The sequence below is a fragment of the Sphingomonas sp. SUN019 genome, from assembly GCF_024758705.1.
Lineage (GTDB): Bacteria > Pseudomonadota > Alphaproteobacteria > Sphingomonadales > Sphingomonadaceae > Sphingomonas.
On sequence record NZ_CP096971.1, the window covers coordinates 2634477 to 2652272 of the forward strand.

Annotated in this window: 20 protein-coding genes; 15 read left to right on the forward strand and 5 right to left on the reverse strand. The window is 65.5% G+C overall.

Annotated features, from left to right (window positions below):
• The first annotated feature begins 127 nt into the window (after nucleotides 1-127).
• From M0208_RS12605 to M0208_RS12640, 8 genes are all read left to right on the forward strand, one after another.
• Nucleotides 128-838: a response regulator transcription factor gene (locus M0208_RS12605; RefSeq protein WP_258892032.1), complete on the forward strand. Its 711-nt coding sequence runs from the start codon at nucleotides 128-130 to the stop codon at nucleotides 836-838.
• Nucleotides 835-2184 (forward strand): ATP-binding protein, encoded by a 1350-nt coding sequence (locus tag M0208_RS12610; RefSeq protein ID WP_258892033.1) that lies wholly within the window; start codon nucleotides 835-837, stop codon nucleotides 2182-2184. Before M0208_RS12605 ends, M0208_RS12610 begins: the two co-directional genes overlap by 4 nt.
• Before the next feature lie 68 nt (nucleotides 2185-2252).
• On the forward strand, nucleotides 2253-2948 hold the full coding sequence (locus M0208_RS12615) for a carbonic anhydrase (RefSeq protein WP_258892034.1): 696 nt from the start codon (nucleotides 2253-2255) through the stop codon (nucleotides 2946-2948).
• Nucleotides 2945-4477 carry a SulP family inorganic anion transporter gene (locus M0208_RS12620; protein WP_258892035.1) on the forward strand — a complete coding sequence of 511 codons (1533 nt, stop codon included), beginning with the start codon at nucleotides 2945-2947 and terminating at the stop codon, nucleotides 4475-4477. Before M0208_RS12615 ends, M0208_RS12620 begins: the two co-directional genes overlap by 4 nt.
• A 151-nt stretch (nucleotides 4478-4628) precedes the next feature.
• Nucleotides 4629-5489, forward strand: coding sequence for a TorF family putative porin (locus M0208_RS12625; protein WP_258892036.1), 861 nt, complete (start codon nucleotides 4629-4631; stop codon nucleotides 5487-5489).
• A 106-nt stretch (nucleotides 5490-5595) separates the two neighbouring features.
• Nucleotides 5596-6489, forward strand: a complete 894-nt coding sequence (locus M0208_RS12630; protein ID WP_258893244.1) for a tetratricopeptide repeat protein — start codon at nucleotides 5596-5598, stop codon at nucleotides 6487-6489.
• Complete coding sequence (locus tag M0208_RS12635; protein WP_258892037.1) at nucleotides 6486-7100, forward strand: LON peptidase substrate-binding domain-containing protein; 615 nt, start codon at nucleotides 6486-6488, stop codon at nucleotides 7098-7100. The genes M0208_RS12630 and M0208_RS12635 overlap by 4 nt, the downstream gene beginning before the upstream one ends.
• The gene (locus tag M0208_RS12640) at nucleotides 7100-7276 is read left to right on the forward strand and encodes a Trm112 family protein (RefSeq protein ID WP_258893245.1); all 177 of its coding nucleotides are present in this window, start codon (nucleotides 7100-7102) and stop codon (nucleotides 7274-7276) included. Before M0208_RS12635 ends, M0208_RS12640 begins: the two co-directional genes overlap by 1 nt.
• On the opposite strand, the gene msrA is transcribed toward M0208_RS12640, so the two are convergent.
• From msrA to pabB, 4 genes are all read right to left on the reverse strand, one after another.
• Nucleotides 7267-7938, reverse strand: coding sequence for a peptide-methionine (S)-S-oxide reductase MsrA (gene msrA, locus M0208_RS12645; protein ID WP_258892038.1), 672 nt, complete (start codon nucleotides 7936-7938; stop codon nucleotides 7267-7269). The two genes, M0208_RS12640 and msrA, sit on opposite strands and share 10 nt — an antisense overlap.
• A 30-nt stretch (nucleotides 7939-7968) precedes the next feature.
• The gene (locus M0208_RS12650; protein ID WP_258892039.1) at nucleotides 7969-8115 is read right to left on the reverse strand and encodes a hypothetical protein; all 147 of its coding nucleotides are present in this window, start codon (nucleotides 8113-8115) and stop codon (nucleotides 7969-7971) included.
• A gap of 222 nt (nucleotides 8116-8337) precedes the next feature.
• Complete coding sequence (locus tag M0208_RS12655; protein ID WP_258892040.1) at nucleotides 8338-9537, reverse strand: pyridoxal phosphate-dependent aminotransferase; 1200 nt, start codon at nucleotides 9535-9537, stop codon at nucleotides 8338-8340.
• A 34-nt stretch (nucleotides 9538-9571) separates the two neighbouring features.
• The gene (gene pabB / locus M0208_RS12660) at nucleotides 9572-11350 is read right to left on the reverse strand and encodes an aminodeoxychorismate synthase component I (RefSeq protein ID WP_258892041.1); all 1779 of its coding nucleotides are present in this window, start codon (nucleotides 11348-11350) and stop codon (nucleotides 9572-9574) included.
• A gap of 101 nt (nucleotides 11351-11451) precedes the next feature.
• Here pabB and M0208_RS12665 point away from each other — a divergent pair, with 101 nt between their 5' ends.
• Both M0208_RS12665 and M0208_RS12670 read left to right on the forward strand, forming a co-directional pair.
• A complete protein-coding gene (locus M0208_RS12665; RefSeq protein WP_258892042.1) occupies nucleotides 11452-13377 on the forward strand; it encodes a prolyl oligopeptidase family serine peptidase in 1926 nt (641 codons plus the stop codon).
• 26 nt (nucleotides 13378-13403) lie between these two features.
• On the forward strand, nucleotides 13404-14039 hold the full coding sequence (locus M0208_RS12670) for an MBL fold metallo-hydrolase (RefSeq protein ID WP_258893246.1): 636 nt from the start codon (nucleotides 13404-13406) through the stop codon (nucleotides 14037-14039).
• A 135-nt stretch (nucleotides 14040-14174) separates the two neighbouring features.
• On the opposite strand, the gene M0208_RS12675 is transcribed toward M0208_RS12670, so the two are convergent.
• The gene (locus tag M0208_RS12675; RefSeq protein WP_258892043.1) at nucleotides 14175-14618 is read right to left on the reverse strand and encodes an MAPEG family protein; all 444 of its coding nucleotides are present in this window, start codon (nucleotides 14616-14618) and stop codon (nucleotides 14175-14177) included.
• 189 nt (nucleotides 14619-14807) lie between these two features.
• Here M0208_RS12675 and rpmF point away from each other — a divergent pair, with 189 nt between their 5' ends.
• The 5 genes from rpmF (at nucleotide 14808) to M0208_RS12700 (ending at nucleotide 17769) form a co-directional block, all read left to right on the forward strand.
• Nucleotides 14808-14987, forward strand: a complete 180-nt coding sequence (rpmF, locus tag M0208_RS12680; RefSeq protein ID WP_258892044.1) for a 50S ribosomal protein L32 — start codon at nucleotides 14808-14810, stop codon at nucleotides 14985-14987.
• Between the two features lie 32 nt (nucleotides 14988-15019).
• A complete protein-coding gene (gene plsX, locus M0208_RS12685) occupies nucleotides 15020-16051 on the forward strand; it encodes a phosphate acyltransferase PlsX (RefSeq protein WP_258892045.1) in 1032 nt (343 codons plus the stop codon).
• Nucleotides 16048-17028: a beta-ketoacyl-ACP synthase III gene (locus M0208_RS12690; protein WP_258892046.1), complete on the forward strand. Its 981-nt coding sequence runs from the start codon at nucleotides 16048-16050 to the stop codon at nucleotides 17026-17028. The genes plsX and M0208_RS12690 overlap by 4 nt, the downstream gene beginning before the upstream one ends.
• A 91-nt stretch (nucleotides 17029-17119) precedes the next feature.
• Nucleotides 17120-17422 carry an integration host factor subunit alpha gene (locus tag M0208_RS12695; protein ID WP_258892047.1) on the forward strand — a complete coding sequence of 101 codons (303 nt, stop codon included), beginning with the start codon at nucleotides 17120-17122 and terminating at the stop codon, nucleotides 17420-17422.
• Nucleotides 17423-17460: 38 nt separating this feature from the next.
• On the forward strand, nucleotides 17461-17769 hold the full coding sequence (locus M0208_RS12700) for a MerR family transcriptional regulator (RefSeq protein ID WP_408988151.1): 309 nt from the start codon (nucleotides 17461-17463) through the stop codon (nucleotides 17767-17769).
• Nucleotides 17770-17796: the final 27 nt, after the last annotated feature.

A 17796-nucleotide genomic window follows, 5' to 3' on the forward strand; every position in this document is an offset into this window, starting at 1 on the left:
TCCGGGCTGGGTGAGGCGCGGCCACTAGCACCGGGTTCCGGCATTGCCAAGCCCCATCTATTCGCGATCCTTCGGCGTGCGCGACCGCGTTGACCAGCGGGGCGTTTCGCGACTAACCGAAAGGGGAATGACCGCACCCACCATCCTGCTCGTCGAGGACGACCCTGCGCTCCGGATGCTGACAGCGCGCGCGCTACAGGAAAACGGCTTCACGGTGCGCCCGGCCTCCGCCGCGCCCGAAATGTGGCTGGCGCTCGATGCCGGGCCGGTCGATCTGGTGCTGCTCGACATCATGCTGCCGGGCACCAGCGGGATCGATCTGTGCCGGTCGCTGCGCCAGAAGAGCGACGTGCCGATCATCTTCATGTCGGCGCGCAACAGCGAGACGGACCGGGTCGTGGGGCTGGAGTTGGGCGCGGACGATTACATCGCCAAGCCGTTCGGCGTGCGTGAACTGGTCGCGCGGGTGCGGGCGGTGCTGCGCCGCCCCGCGCTCGATCGTCGATCGGGCGAGGGCGATTCGGGGTTGCTGAAGTTCGACGGCTGGACCGTGAATATGCCGCGGCGAGAGTTGACCTCGCCAACCGGAGCGTCGGTCGATCTGACGGGGGCGGAGTTCGACCTGCTGGTCGTGCTGTGCGATCACGCGCAGCGCGTCATCGCGCGCGAACGCCTGATCGAACTATCGCGCACGCGGCTGGGCGACAGTTCGGACCGCAGCATCGACGTGCTGGTCAGCCGGCTCAGGCGTAAGCTGTCGAGCGCGGGCCATGCCGCGCCGATCGTGACGGTGCGTGGCGTAGGGTATATGCTGAACGTGCCCGTCGAACGGACGTGAAGCGGCTGGTCGCGCCGTCGATCGGGCTGCTCGGCCGCGTCGTCGCGATCCTGTTACTGACGCTGCTGATCGAATTCGGCGTCAGCACGGTGCTGTACGAACGCGCGAGCCAGTTTTCGGTGCGCGACGACGAGGCGCGGCGGCTGGCCGAGCATCTCGTCATCAGCCGCCGGCTGGTCGAGGAGCGCGCCGCGGGATCGCGGCCGGCGATGGCGACCGACCTGACCACCGATCGATACGAGATCCACTGGGACAAGAAGCTCGCGCCGCCGCCGCCGATCGCGCCCGAATTGACCGAGATGCAGCGTCAGATCGTCGATTGGGAACCGACGCTGCAGCCCGACGATCTGCGCATCCGGCTAACCTCGCCGGGGCGCAGTTCGATGGTGAATGGCGGGTTGCGGCTGGAGGACGGGTCGTGGCTGCATTTCAAGACGCTGGAGCCGGTCGCCAATCTGAACCTGGCGTATGAGCGGATCGCACTGGCGCTGATCCCGGCCATCGCGCTGATGATCCTGGGCGGCATGATGATCCGGCGCGCGTTGCTGCCGCTACGACGGCTGGCGGTGGCCGCCGATCGCGTGGGCCACGATGTCGTAGCGCCGGTGGCCGAGGACGGGCCGGGCGAAGTGCGGCGGGTGGTGTCTGCGTTCAATCGAATGCAGGCGCGTATTCAAGCGCTGATTGAGGGCAGGACGCAGGCGCTGGCCGCGGTCGGGCATGATTTGCGCACGCCGCTCGCGCGATTACGACTGCGGTCGGAGGGAGTGGCCGACCCCGAGGTGCGCGATGCGATCGCGCATGACGTGACCGAGATGGAGGCGATGGTCACATCGCTGCTCGCGTTCCTGGGCGGAGACTCCGATCCCGAGACGCCGGTGCCGGTCGATCTGGCGGTGATGTGCGCGACCCTGATCGACGATGCGAGCGATCTGGGGCGCGATGCGGAATATGTCGGACCGGATCATCTGGAGTTGCGGTTGCGGCGATCGGGGATGAAACGCGCGCTGACCAATCTGGTCGACAATGCGCTGCATTATGGTGAGCGCGTCGTGCTGACATTGGCGGTGCGTGGCGACGGATCGATCGGGATTCGCATCGATGACGACGGCCCCGGCATTCCCGACGATCAGCTGACCGCGGTGCTTCAGCCCTTCGTGCGGCTCGATCCGGCGCGGCGGCGCGACACGATCGGATTCGGACTGGGGCTGCCGATCGTCGTGCAGGCGGTGGCGGCCGAAGGCGGCACGCTGACACTGGCGAATCGCGCCGCGGGTGGATTGTGCGCCGAGATCGTCCTACCGCCGCGGCACAACAGTCCGGCGACGCCTGGACACAAAACATAACATATCCGCTGCACCGCGGAAAACACAGGCACCTATTTACGCTGCTCTAATCCACAGGAGCAGCAACCGTGAACGAACTGATCGGACGTGTCGTGAGCTTCGAGAAGCAGGTCTTCCCGGACGCGCGCGCGCTGTACGCCAAGCTGACCACCGACGGTCAAAGCCCGAAGGCGCTGATGATCTCCTGCGCTGATTCACGCATCGTCCCCGAACATATCATGCAGGCCGAGGCGGGCGATCTGTTCGTGTGCCGCAACGCTGGCAACATCGTGCCGCCGTATTCGAACATGAACGGCGGCGTGTCGTCGACGGTCGAATATGCGGTCGAAGCATTGGGTGTGCGCGACATCATCGTATGCGGCCATTCGGATTGCGGCGCGATGAAGGGGCTGATGAACCCTGCGTCGACCGCGAAGATGCCCAACGTTGTCGCCTGGTTGCGGCACAGTCATGCCGCCAAGTGCGTCGTCGACGGTTCCTATCCCGAGATGGACGGACCGGATGCAGTGCGCGCGGTCAGCCTGGAGAATGTCGTCGTCCAGCTGGCGCATCTGCGCACGCATCCGTCGGTTGCGGCGGGCATGGCGCGCGGCGACATCTCGCTCCACGGCTGGTTCGTCGACATTCATTCGGGCCATGTCCTTGGTCTCGACGGCGAAACGGGCCGGTTCATGCAGATCCATGACGGTGCGCCCGTGCCCGTCGCGCATCCCGCCGCGCAGCGGCTGGCGGCCGACTTCATCATGCAGGACGCTGCGGAATGAAACATGAAGTGATCGCGCGGCCCGGCATTTCGATGCCGTCGCTGAAGTTCTTCGGCCGGGATTTCACCGCGTCGATCGTCGTGTTTCTGGTCGCGATGCCACTCTGCATGGGCATCGCGATCGCATCCGGCGTACCGCCCGAAAAAGGCCTGATCACCGGCATCATCGGCGGCATCGTCGTCGGCAGCCTGGCGGGTTCGCCGCTGCAGGTCAGCGGCCCCGCCGCCGGTCTTGCCGTCATCGTATTCGAACTTGTGCGCGACCAAGGCCTGTCGGCATTGGGGCCGATCCTGATCCTTGCCGGCGCGATTCAGGTCGCGGCTGGCATCTTCCGCTTGGGCGGCTGGTTCCGCGCGATCTCTCCTGCGGTGGTCCACGGGATGCTTGCCGGTATTGGCGTGCTGATCGTTGTCGGCCAGTTTCACGTCCTGTTCGATGCAAAGCCGTTATCGAGCGGGCCGGAAAACCTGGCCGCGATGCCCGGGCGTCTGCTCGGCCTGTCGTGGGGCAATATTCAGGCGGCCGAATTGGCCTTCCTGATTGCGCTGACCACGATCGGCGCGATGCTGGGGTGGGAGAAATGGCGTCCGCAGTCGATGAAGCTGGTTCCCGGTGCGCTTGTCGGCGTGCTGGCGGGGACGTTCGTCGCGGTCGGTTTCGGCCTGGCGGTGGCAAAGGTTGAGGTTCCGGCGTCGATCATCGCCGCGATCGCGCCGCCCGAGGGCGGGTTCTGGATGAAATGGCTCGATCCGTCGGTGATCGCCGCGGCGCTTGCGATTGCGTTCATCGCCTCGGCCGAGACATTGCTGTCGGCCGCCGCGGTCGACAAGATGCACGACGGTGTGCGCACCGATTACAACAAGGAGTTGCGCGCGCAGGGCGTGGGCAATCTGTTGTGCGGCGCGGCCGGCGCGCTGCCGATGACCGGCGTCATCGTGCGCAGTTCGGCGAACGTGCAGGCGGGTGCGATCACCCGGCTGTCGACGATCCTGCACGGCGCATGGATCCTCGGCTTCGTCGCGTTGTTGCCGTGGCTGCTGCGCGAGATTCCGATGGCGGCGCTGGGCGCGATCCTGGTCATCACCGGATGGCGGCTGGTCAGCCTGACGCATGCACGGCATCTGTATCGTGATTATGGCGTGCTGCCGGTCGCGATCTGGGCCGCGACGCTGATCATGGTGGTGGCGACCGATCTGTTGACCGGCGTGCTGGTCGGCATCGCGCTGACCCTGCTGGAGTTGATCCCGAACCTGCGCCGCCTGCGGTTAAAGGTGGTCGAGCATACGGATGGCGACGCACACGCGATCAAACTGGACGGCACGGCGACCTTCTTCACCTTGCCGAAGCTGTCCGACATGCTGGATGCGGTGCCGATGGGTACGAAGGTGAAGCTGGACGTCACCAACCTGTCGTCGGTCGATCATACCAGTGCGGAGATGTTGCGTGACTGGTTCCAGCGCCGCAAGAAGGCGGGATCGCCGGTGGAACTGAAGGGCGAGCGTGGCCGTATAGCCACACTCGGCGCATGACGGATCAGCCGGACACATTTTGACGCGAACTAGAAATAATCCGGACGCATTGCTGCGGTAGCACAATGCGTCCGGTGAGCCCGCGCCCGCCCGTCAGGGTGAGAGTGCGGCGGCCGGACGCAGGAGGAGCCTCTGCCAACAAGGAGGTTCCATGAAATTGTCCCGTATCATCCCGGCGCTTGCGCTCGGTTTCACCGCGGTATCGGTTGCCGCCCCTGCGTATGCGCAGGACACCGATCCGCCCAAGGCCGTGACGGTCACCGGCAGCGTCGGCCTTGTGTCCGACTATCGCTTTCGCGGCGTATCGCAGTCCGATGAGCAACTCGCCGTACAGGGCGGCTTCACGATCGCGCACGAAAGCGGCGTCTACATCGGCACGTGGGGCTCGAACCTTTCGGGTTGGGGTACGTTCGGCGGCGCCAATATGGAACTCGACCTGATCGCGGGAGTGAAATTCCCGGTCGGCGGCGGGACGCTCGATGTCGGCGCGACGTGGTATATGTACCCGGGCGGCTTCGACAACACCGACTTCATCGAACCTTACGCGAAGTTGTCCGGCACCGCTGGCCCGGTGAACCTGACCGCAGGCGTTGCTTATGCCCCGAAGCAGGAGGCGCTCGGCCCGTGGTATTTCAATGGCACGTCGGCGGCGAACGGCGTCTATGACGATCCGGGCGCCAAGGATGACAACCTTTACGTCTGGGGCGACATCAGCAGTGGCGTGCCGAATACCGGCCTGACCCTTAAGGGCCATCTCGGTTATTCGACCGGCAACAAGGGACTTGGTCCGTTCGCCACCAGCGTATCGCCTACCGGCGAATATCTCGATTGGCTGGTGGGGGCCGACTACACCATCCCGGGCACCCCGCTGACGGTTGGCGTCGCGTATGTCGACACCGACATCGACAGCAACGAATCGGCGTATCTCCAGCCCAGCTTCAGCAAGGGGCAGGATGGCGTGGGTTCGATCGCCGATGCGCAGATCGTCTTTTCGGTGACCGCCGCGTTCTGATCGACCGGTTGATAGCTATGGCGACGGGCCGGGGGGTTTGCTTCCCCCGGCCCGCCCCCACATAAGGGCGACTGATAATTAGGAGCCGCCCTTGGCCACGCTTGGAATGACCGCCGCGGAAAAGGATGCCGTCCAGGCGTTCCGCACGGACGTCGTCGAACCGTCGATGACGAACCTCGTCATCATCGATTTCTGGGCTGAATGGTGCGGGCCGTGCAAGGCGCTGACCCCGCTGCTGGAAAAGGTCGCCGCCGAATATGCCGATCAGGGCGTCGTGCTGGCGAAGGTCGATACCGACAAGAACCAGTTCATCGCCGCGCAATTCCAGATAAAGTCGATCCCGACCGTTTATGCGATGTTCCAAGGGCAGCTGGTCGCCGATCTGACGAGCGCGCGCACCGAATCGCAGCTGAAGACGATGCTCGACCAACTGCTGAAGCAATTGCCGGTCGAGAGCGAGGCGAAGACGGCGGCGGCCGAGCTGGAGCCGCTGATCGCGATGGGCGAGCAGATACTGGCAGAGGGCGACGCGACGCGCGCGCTGGCGGTATTCGACCAGCTTATCGAGATGGACCCCGATCATCACGCGGTGCTGTCGGGGCGGGTGCGTGCGCTGATCGCGACGGGTGCCATCGAGGAGGCAGAGGCTGCGCTTGCAGCATTGCCGCCGGAGGTGGCTAAGATGCCCGATATCGAACGTGCGAAGGCGGCGCTCGATCTGGCGAAATCAGCCCCACCGGTCGAGGATCTGGCGCCGTTCGAGGCGGCGGTGGCGGCTGACCCGCACGACCTGCAGGCGCGTTACGACCTCGCCAATGCGCGGATGGCGTCCGATCGCGACGGCGCGGCGGACGCGTTCCTGTCGATCATCGCGCAGGAGCGCGACTGGAACGAGGGCGCGGCGCGCGCGCAATTGCTGAAGTTGTTCGAGGTGGTTGGGTTGGAAGACCCGTGGGTTTCGGCGCAGCGCCGCAGGCTTTCGGCCATCCTCTTCGGATGACCCGGCTCTCCATCTTTCCGCTGGCGGGCGCGCTGCTCTTTCCGGGAATGCATCTGCCGCTGCACATCTTCGAGCCGCGATATCGCGCGATGGTGAGCGATGCGATGGCGCGCGACCGGCGGATCGGCATGATCCAGCCGCGTCCGGATGCGCCGAAGGAGCAGAATCCGGCGCTGTTTGACGTGGGATGCGTGGGGCGGATATTGGAGGTCGAGGCGCTGGAGGATGGGCGCTATAATTTGATCCTGGAGGGCGTTTCGCTGTTCCGCGTGATCGAAGAATTGGATGTGACGACGCAATTCCGTCAGGTCGAAGCCGAATTGCTGCCTACGCCGGGAGACGAAACGCTGTCGCTGGGTGCGCGTGCGTCTCTGGAGATGGAGTCGAGGCGGTTTGCGGACGCGCAGGGCTATGCGGTCGATTGGGAGGCGGTGACGCGGCTCGACGACCAGAGCCTGGTGAACGGCATCGCGCAGATCGCGCCGTTCGACGTCGCCGCGAAGCAGGCGTTGCTCGAATCGCCCGACATCGCCGATCGCGCCGAATTGATCGTTCAGTTGCTGCAGTTCTTTGGACGCCATGACGGCGAGGACCGGGTGACGCTTCAGTGATGCTGGACCCGTGGCTGATGGAGCGCCTGGTGTGTCCGCTGACGCGCACGCCATTACGGCACGACGAAGCTGCCGGGGAGTTGGTGTCGGATGCGGCGGGGCTCGCCTATCCGATCAGGGACGGCGTGCCCGTCTTGCTGATCGATCAGGCGCGGCGGATCGCTCCTCAGCCCTGACGGGCGAGTTTCGGGAAAGCCGCGCGGAATGCCGCGACCTTCGGCTTGTCGAAGCGCACGATATAGGGGTGCGTCGGGTTCCGGTCGAAGAAGTCCTGGTGATAGGCCTCGGCAGGAAAGAACCGCCCGCTTTCCAGCTTCGTCACGATCGCGCGCGGGTACGCCTTCGCCTGTCCGAGTTGCGCGATATAGGCCGCCGCCACCGCGCGCTGCGCGGGCGTCTGAGGGAAGATCGCCGAACGATAGCTGGGGCCGGTGTCGGGGCCTTGGCGGTTCAATTGCGTCGGATCGTGCGCGATCGAGAAATAGACGCGCAAGAGGGTGCCGTAGCTGACCTGGCGGGGATCGTAGCTGATCCTGATCGCCTCTGCATGGCGTGTCGTTTCGGTCGATACCTTGTCGTAGTTCGCGCTTGCGGCGTCGCCGCCCGCATAGCCCGAGGTGACCGACTTCACGCCGTTCACGCGCTCGAACACCGCCTCCATGCCCCAGAAGCAGCCACCCGCGAGCACGGCAGTCTGCATCCCCGGGGCAGCGGGGACGTCGCGCGCGACCGCGGGGATCGGTACGGCGCGCTCGGCCTGCGCCAGGCTGGCCGGGAGCGCGAGCAGCGCGGCGATGCCGGTCGCCGCGGCGATTAGGGGAAGATGCTTCATGGCCATTATACGCGCGAGCGAAGCGTTCGGTTACAGTTAGCGTAGATTTGGGGCCGCGTGAATCGGTGCGCGATCGATGAGCGTCGCGGCTTCGGCGGGGTTCAGCGCGAACAGGCCGAGCGCGCCGAGCACGAAACCACCGGTGAACTGCCAGAGAAAGCTGGACTTGAGGATGCGGGGCATAAAATCGTCCTTTTCGGATCTCTCGTGTCGCCCGCAGTTACGGGCGCGATGCGTTGACGGATGCACAAACCGGCGCGCGACCGACCTGCGATGAATATGAGTTATAGGCGGGGCGAATGAACCGAAGCTGGTTTGCCCGTTCATCCTGGAGACGGATTTAGGCGCGCCGCCGCTTAGGCGAAAGATCGAAGAGCGAAAGCGATCGTTTCGGAAAACGAACCGTCAGGTGAGCGCGGCGCTCGCGGTCTGGATGCGGGTGCACGCTTCGCGGAGCAACTCCTCCGATGTCGCATAGCTGATTCGCATCGCCGGCGAGAGGCCGAATGCGACACCTTGCACCGCGGCGACCTTCGCTTCGTCGAGCAGATAGCCGACGAAATCGCTGTCGGTTTCGATCTTCCTGCCCGTCGGCGTGGATTTGCCGATCAGACCCGACACCTCGGGATAGACGTAAAACGCGCCTTCCGGCTTGGGGCAGGTGATTCCGGGCGTGTCGTTCAACATCGCGACGACCAGGTCGCGGCGCGATCTGAAGGCTTCGTTGCGCTGTGCGAGGAACGACTGGTCGCCATTCAGGGCCGCGACCGCAGCGGCCTGCGCGATCGAACACGGGTTGCTGGTCGACTGCGACTGCAGTTTCGACATCGCCTTGATCAGCCATTCCGCACCGCCCGCGAAGCCGATCCGCCAGCCGGTCATTGCATAGGCCTTCGAACAGCCGTTCACGGTCAGCGTGCGATCGTAGAGTTCGGGCACTACCTGCGCGATCGTCGCGAATTCGAAATCGTCATAGACGATGTGTTCGTACATATCGTCGGCGAAGACCCAGACGTGGGGGTGGCGCAACAGCACCTCGCCCAGCGCCTTCAGCTCGGCGACGGTATAGGCCGCGCCCGTGGGGTTCGACGGCGAGTTGAGAATCAGCCATTTCGTCTGCGGCGTGATCGCGGCGTCGAGCATCGCGGGCGTGATCTTGTAGCCGTGTTCCGGCCCCGCCGCGACGATCACCGGGGTCGCGCCCGCGAACTGCACGACATCGGGATAGCTTACCCAATATGGCGCAGGGATGATGACCTCGTCGCCCGGCCCGAGCGTCGCGACCAGCGCGTTGAACAGGGTATGCTTGCCGCCGACGTTCACGCTGATCTGCGCGGGCGTGTAGTCGAGCGCGTTGTCGCGTTTGAACTTGGCCTGGATCGCGGCCTTCAGCTCGGGTGTGCCGTCGACGTTGGTGTATTTGGTCTTGCCGTCGAGGATCGCCTTGATCGCGGCATCCTTGACGAAATCGGGGGTGTCGAAATCGGGTTCGCCCGCGCCGAGACCGATCACGTCGACGCCCGCGCGTTTCAGCTCCAGCACCTTGGTGGTGATCGCCAGCGTGGGCGAGGGGCTGATGCGGTCGAGCGCGGCGGAGGTCTTCATCGGACGTGTCCCTTCGGCCTTGGAGGCGGGGCGGCTATAGGCGCGGCGCGTCCGATTTCGCAACCGCAACAATCGCCGGGATCAGGCCGCGGAGCGCATTGCCGACGAAGAAGCCATCCGTCAGGTCGGCGGGCGTCAGGTCGCCCTCGATCGCGCCGCCGCTGTCGGTCAACTCGCTGCGCAGAATTCCGGGGAGCAGACCGCGGGTCAGCGGCGGCGTGACGAGCGTGCCGTCGCGCTCGACGAAGATATTGGTGAAGCTGCCTTCGGTCAGGAATCCGTGCGCGTCGACGAACAGCGCCTCATCCGTTCCGGCGGCGATCCGCGCGGCGTCGTAGAAGGCGCGGTCGCTGGTCTTGTGGCGCAGGCGGAAGTCTTCGGACGCGACCGGCAGCGGCACGATCGCGACGCGCAGCGGTTCGGTGCGTGGGGTGGGGGCAGGAGCGGTCTGGATCGCGATCGCGCCCGATCGCGCGAGCAGCAACCGCACGCGCGCCGCGCCGCGCAAGCGGAAGGTCGCCGCCTGCAATTCGTTGCGTGCGGCGTGGCGATCGAAGATGAATCCGAACGTGTCGGCGCTGGCCTTCATCCGCGCGAGATGGCGTTCCAGCCGCAGGATGCCGTCCTCGGGATCGAACGCCATCGTCTCGATCAGATCGAAAACTCGCTGGCCGTGGGTCAGAAACGCGCCCTTCGCCAGCGCTTCGTCCCATTCCGAATCGGGTTGCGAATCGGCGACGATCCCGCCGCCGAGGCCGATCGTCGCGTGCGTCGCTCCAGCGGGGATCGTCAGTGTGCGGATCGCGACGTTGAATTGCGCATCGCCTGATGGATCGAAGCGGCCGATCGCGCCGGTGTAGAGCCCGCGTGGCGTGCCCTCGATCTCGGCGATCACCTGCATCGCACGGACTTTCGGCGCGCCGGTGATCGAGCCGCAGGGGAACAGCGCACTGATCGCGTCGATCGCGTCCTTGCCGAATAAAAGCGTGGCTGTGACGACCGAGGTCATTTGATGAACCGTGGGGTAATGTTCGACCGCGAACAGTTCGGGCACCGCGACGCTACCCGCCGCAGCGACGCGCGACAGATCGTTACGCATCAGATCGACGATCATGAGATTTTCGGCGCGTTGCTTTTCGTCGGCTGCCAGTGCGAGCGCCGCGGCGGCGTCGCGCGCCGGATCGGTCTCGCGGCGTGCGGTACCCTTCATCGGGCGGCAGGTGATCGTGCCCCCGTCGATGGCGAAGAACAGTTCGGGCGAGAACGACAGAAGGGTCTGCGCGCCGGTCGCGACCACCGCGCCCCATCCGGCCTGCGCACGCCCGCGGATCGCCGCGTAGAGCGTGAGCGGATCGGCCGCGAAGCGGACGGACGCGCGGAAGGTGAGGTTGGCCTGATAGACATCGCCCGCCTCGATCAGCGCGAGGACACGCGCGAGCATCGTGTCATAGTCGTCGCGGCTGACGAGCGGGTTGGGCGCGCCGACCCACGCGCCCGCGGGATCGGGAAGCCGCGCCGCAACGTCGGCGCTGGCGATTTCCTCATAGCCGTCGAACAGGCCGAACCATGCGAGCGGGGTGGGCGGGTTGTCGGCGACTCGCGCGGTCGGTTCGAGTACGAGGCCTGCTTCGTAGGACAGAAATCCCGCGGCGTGCAGGCCGTCACGCGTCGCCGCGCGAATACGCGCCAGCACGTCCTCTACTGCGCCTGGATCGTCAGCCGCGATCACCTCGTGCGGGTTGCGATAGAGCCGTGCCGCCGCGCCATCGGTGCGCGCGTCGTCGAGCAGGACGAAGGGGGCGGGAAACGGCATTGCCTCGCCTGATGCCCGCCCGCGCCGCGTGCGGCAAGCGCGTTGCCCGCGGCGCTTGCCCAAGCTAGCGTCGCCGCATTCCCCCGATCTGTGGAGAAACCATGCGATTTCCGATTGCCGCCGCATTGCTCGCGGCCACTGCGCTCCCCGCTCACGCTCAGGTTGCAAAGCCCGCCGCGATCACTGCCGACGGCGTGCCTGCGATCCCCGTGACGCTCGCCGAGCAGGTCCGCCCGTATCTGGAGGCGCGATCCGCCAGCGCGGTGGCGTGGAATCCGGTCGACCGGTCGCTCCTGATCTCGACCCGTTTCGCCAATGTCGCGCAATTGCATAGCGTGCGGCAGCCGCTGGCCGATCGCCGCCAGATCACGTTCGAGGCCGACCGGATCGGCGGCGCGCGCTATTCGAAAACGGGCGACGTGCTGGTCGTCAGTAAGGACGTCGGCGGCGGCGAGTTCTTTCAGCTCTACACGCTGAAGGACGGACGGCTGACGCTGATCACCGACGGCAAGAGCCGCAATCAGTTCGGCGCGTTCAGCAAGGATGGGAAGCTGGTCGGCTACAGTTCGACGCGGCGTAACGGTACCGACAGCGACCTGTACGTTGTCGATCCACGCAATCCCAAGACCGACCGGCTGGTCGCACAGGTGAAGGGTGGGGGTTGGGGCATCGCGGACTTTGCGCCGGACGGGAAGCGCGCCGTGGTCGCGCAATATCTGTCGGTGCAGAAATCGGTGCTGTACTACCTCGATCTGGCGTCGGGAAAGATGACGCCGATCACCGATCCGGCGGCGGACGTGGCGTATGGCGACGCACATTTTGCGCCCGATGGCACGCTCTGGGTGCTGTCGGACGAGGGGTCGGACGTGCAGCGACTGGGGACGCTAGATCCGAAGACCCGGAAATTCACCGCCGTGACGCCGGCGGCGAAATGGGATGTCGATGAATTCGCGATCGCCGAGGACGGCGGGTTCATCGCCTATGTCGTGAACGAAGACGGCGTCGGGCGGCTGAAGCTGCTTGATCCGAAGAACGGGCAGTCGCGCGATGTGACCGGATTGCCGGTGGGTGTCGCGGGCGGGCTGGAGATCGCACCGTGGGGCGCGATCGGGCTGAGCGTCAGCTCGGCAACGGTGCCGGGCGATGCCTATTCGGTCGATCCCGCGACGCTGGCCGTGACGCGCTGGACCGAGAGCGAAACCGGGGGACTGGACCCCGCGATCAACGTCGCCGCCGAACTGGTGCAGGTGAAGAGTTTCGACGGGCAGATGGTGTCGGGATTCCTCTATCGGCCCGATCCGAAGAAGTTTCGCGGCAAGCGTCCGCTGCTGATCGACATCCACGGCGGGCCGGAGGGGCAGACGCGGCCGAGTTTCCGCGGGGCGGCCAATTACTATCTCAACGAACTCGGCATCGCCCTGTTTTACCCGAACGTTCGTGGGTCGACCGGTTACGGCAAGCGCTTCGTCAGCCTCGACAACGGGCCGTTCAAGCGCGAGGATTCGTTGAAGGATATCGGCGCGTATCTGACGGCGCTGAAGAAGGATCGCGGGATCGATGCCGCGAAGATCGGGGTGCAGGGCGGCAGTTACGGCGGCTATATGTGCTACGCGTCGGCGATCCGTTATGGGGCGGAGCTGAGGGGGGCGCTGTGCACTGTCGCGATCTCCAATTTCGTGACGTTCCTGGAGAATACGCAAAGCTATCGCCGCGACCTGCGGCGGGTCGAATATGGCGATGAACGCGACGCGCAGCAAAAGGCGAAGCTGATCGAGATTTCGCCGATCACGCGCGTGAAGGAACTGAAGATCCCGCTGCTGGTCGTGACGGGCGCGAACGATCCGCGCGTGCCGAAATCGGAGGCGGACCAGATGGTCGCGGCGGTGCGCGCGAACGGCGGCGCGGCCTGGCATCTGGTCGCGGCGGATGAGGGGCATGGCTATGCCAAGAAGGAAAACCGGGATTATTCGACGCTGGTCGGGTTGACGTTCTGGCAGAACAATCTGCTCAGCGGGAAAACGAAGTGAGCGCCGCACCGTCGCCGATCGGCGTAATGATCGTAACCGTCACCCCGATCGAGCAGAATTGCACCTTGCTATGGTGTACGCGCACGATGAAGGCGGCGGTGATCGATCCGGGCGGCGACATCCCGCGGATCAAATCGGCGATCGCGCAGGCCGGGGTTACGGTCGAGAAGGTGCTGCTGACGCACGGGCATATCGATCATGCGGGGGAGGCGAAGCCGCTGGCCGACGAGCTCGGCGTAGAGATCGAGGGGCCGCATGAAGATGACCGGTTCTGGCTCGCGCGGCTGGACGAGGACGGCAAGAATTGGGGAATCCGTGGGGTGGTGTTCGAGCCCGATCGGTGGCTGGTCGACGGCGATACCGTCACGGTCGGCGACCTGACGCTCAATGTCTATCATACGCCGGGGCACACCGCAGGGCACGTGATCTTCCATCATGCGCCGTCGAAATTCGCGCAGGTGGGCGACGTGCTGTTCCAGGGTTCCGTCGGGCGGACCGATCTGCCGCAGGGCAACCACAAGCAGTTGATCGAATCGATCGTGACCAAGCTGTGGCCGCTGGGCGACGAAACCGCCTTTATCCCCGGTCATGGCAAGCCCAGTACTTTTGCGCATGAGCGGCAGTGGAATATGTTTGTGAGTGACAAGGCATTGTCGGCGTAATTCCTTGACGCGCTCACGCGTGAGGCGGCGCCAGCCCGTTGCCCCGCCCCGCCTCCGATTCAAAATACTGTTTTGAGAGGCGGGGCGGGGCAGCGGGCTGGCATCGTCTCGGTTCGGCCTCAGCCGAACCGCAAATTACGCGCTCGGCACGACCTCGACCGGCACTTCCTCGATCGTGGGCTGTTTCACCTCGGCCTGATAAGCGATCACCAGCGCCCAGCCCGCGAGGATCGCCGTCACCGCCCAGGTTCCCATCGCACCGCCAGCGCGGAACGGGTTCGGGCCTTCACGGTCCATGCCGAACGGGTGGGCGATTCGCGCGAGCACGAAGACGAATCCCAGCGCCCACAAATACGGCGAGGGCCCGCGCGCCAGTTCGATGAGCGCGATCAGGATCAGCAAGATCGGCGCATATTCGGTGAAGTTGGCGTGCGCGCGCATCCCCGACACCATCGTCGGCACACCGCCGTCGCCCATCATGACCTTTCCCGTCACGCGGCCGCGGACCAGTCGAATCGCGAGCCACAGGTTGATGATCGCGCAGGCGCCTGCGATGACGAGCGTGACGGGCAGCAGCATGAGTATTGATCCCCCTGGCGTTGATCCGCGAACGTGGCACTGGCTGGCGCGGGTTGCAACGCGGGCGATTCTCGCTATAGGCGCGTCACTTCGCGATGCGCCCGACTGCCCGGCGCGGCCGGTGTCCGCCGGTTGCGTCCGCGGTCATTAGGGTCCATCGCACCCGCGAACAGATATCAAGGTGCCGCAATGGCCGTCCCCAAGCGAAAGACTTCCCCCTCCCGCCGCGGCATGCGCCGCTCGCACGATGCGCTGTCGATCGACGCGTTTCAGGAGTGCCCGAACTGCGGCGAATTGAAGCGCCCGCACAATCTGTGTTCGGCGTGCGGCCATTATAACGGCCGTGAGGTCGTCTCGGTCGAGGGTTAAGACCCTCAAGCCTGACAGGAGTGCGTACCGCAATGGCCGACAGTTCCTGGATCGCCGTCGATGCGATGGGCGGCGATGTCGGGCTTGCGGTCATGCTCGCCGGCGTTGCGCTGGCGCGGCGGCGGCATGAGGGAATGCATTTCCTGCTGGTCGGCGACGAAACCGCGATCAGCGAGGGGCTGAAGGCGCATCCGAACCTGCTGCAGAACAGCGAGATCGTCCATGCCCCCGGCGTGGTCGGATCGAGCGAGAAGGCCGGTCAGGCGATGCGCCGCGCAAAAACGACCTCGATGGGCATCGCGATCGATTGCGTGAAAAAGGGTCGCGCCGGGGCCGCAGTGTCCGCGGGCAATACCGGCGCGCTGATGGCGATGGCGAAACTATCGCTGCGCACGATGCCGGGAATCGACCGTCCTGCGCTCGCCGCGATGCTGCCGACGCTGGGCGATAACGATGTCGTCGTGCTGGACCTAGGTGCGAATACCGAGGTCGAGGCGAAGAACCTCGTTCAGTTCGCGGTCATGGGCGCGGCCTATGCGCGCACTACGATGGACCTCGCCTCCCCCCGCGTCGCGTTGCTGAACATCGGCAGCGAGGATCAGAAGGGCACCGAGGTGATCCGCGACGCGGCGCAGGCGCTGCGTTTGGCGACGCACCTGCCGATGCGGTTCGAGGGCTTCGTCGAGGGCGACCGGCTGTCGCGCGGCGAACATGACGTGATCGTATGCGACGGCTTTTCGGGCAATATTGCGCTGAAGACGGCCGAGGGCACCGCGCGCTTTGTCGCCGATCTGCTGAAGCGCGCGTTCCGCAGTTCGGTGCGGTCCAAGATCGGATTTCTGATCTCGCGTCCGGCCACCGAATTGCTGCGCGACCACCTCGATCCCAACAATCACAACGGCGCGGTTTTCCTGGGGCTCAACGGGCTTGTGGTGAAGAGCCACGGCGGCGCGAACGAGCGCGGGGTGGCGACCGCGATCGGTAATGCGGCGAAGATGGTGAAGGCCGATCTGGCGCGGCGTATCGCTGAAGATCTCGGCAATTTCGAGAAGCAGGCGGCATGATCCGCGCGGTCCTGACGGGAACAGGCTCGGCGCTGCCGGCGCGTCGCGTGTCGAACGCCGAACTGGCGGAACAGGTCGACACCACCGACGAATGGATCGTCGAGCGCACCGGCATCCGTTTTCGCCACATTGCAGGCGAGGGTGAGACGACCGCGACGTTGGCGGTCGATGCGTGCCGCGCGGCGCTGACCGCGGCGTCGCTGGCACCGGCCGATATCGACCTGATCGTGCTGGCGACGGCGACGCCGGATCAGACCTTTCCCGCCACGGCGACCAAGGTGCAGGCGATGCTGGGCATCGACGATTGCGTCGCGTTCGATGTGGCGGCGGTGTGTTCCGGGTTCCTGTATGCGGTGCAGGTCGCCGACAGCATGATCCGCGCTGGCGCCGCGGAGCGCGCGCTGGTGATCGGTGCGGAAACCTTCAGCCGTATTCTCGACTGGGAAGATCGCACCACCTGCGTATTGTTCGGCGATGGCGCGGGCGCGATCGTGCTGGAGGCGCGCGAGAGCGTCGACGACGTGACCGATCCCGGCGCGCGGGGGATTCTGGCTACGAAGCTGCACGCCGACGGGCGGCACAACGATTTGCTTTACGTCGACGGCGGGCCTTCCACGACGGGTACCGTTGGGAAATTACGGATGAAGGGGCGCGAGGTCTTTCGCCATGCGGTCGTCAATCTGGCCGCGGTGATGGGCGAATCGCTCGCGCTGGCAGGTCTGACGTCGGATGACGTCGACTGGGTCGTTCCGCATCAGGCGAACGCGCGCATCCTGGATGCGACGGCGCGCAAGCTGGGTCTCGCGCCGGGAAAGGTCGTCGTTACGGTCGACCAGCACGCCAACACGTCCGCCGCATCGGTACCGCTGGCGCTCGACACCGCCGTGCGTGATGGCCGCATCAAGCCGGGGCACATCGTCGTGCTGGAGGCGATGGGCGGCGGCTTCACCTGGGGTGCGTCGGTGATCCGTTTCTGATACGCAACGAGTTTGGGGCGAAGGCTCTTTTTACGACTCGATTGAAGTGATAGACTTCAATGAGTTCAACGCGCTTCGGGGGAGCTTATCGATGAGCGAGGCAGGAACATTGACGCGGGCCGATCTGGCCGAGGCGCTGCACCGTCAGGTGGGGCTGTCGCGCGCCGATTCGGGCCGGATCGTCGAACAAATCCTGGAGAAATTGTGTCACGCGCTCGCCAACGGCGAGAACGTCAAGGTGTCGGGGTTCGGCACCTTCGTGCTGCGCGACAAGGGCGAACGCGTCGGGCGCAACCCCAAGACGGGTGTCGAAGTGCCGATCGCGCCGCGACGCGTGCTGACGTTCCGCGCCAGCCAGATGATGCGCGAACGCATCGTCAACGCAGGGCAGTGACCGACGCCGAGACCAAAGCCGCCGGCGCGTTCCGGACCATCGGCGAGGTCTCGAAATCGACGGGGCTGCCGCAGCACGTCCTGCGTTACTGGGAAACCCGATTTCCGCAGCTGAAGCCGCTGACGCGGGCCGGTAACCGGCGATATTATCGGCCCGAGGATGTCGCGTTGATCGCGCGGATCGACCGGTTGCTGAATAGCGACGGGTATACCGTAAAGGGCGTCCAGAAATTGCTGGCCAGCGAAGGCAAAGGCGGGGGCGGCAGCGAGCCAATTGTTGCGCCGACAGCCCGCGATCCGTTGCGCACGATCCGCGACCGCCTGAAGACTGCCCTCGACGCGGACTAATTTGCAGCGCCTCTCCGCCCAGCCGTC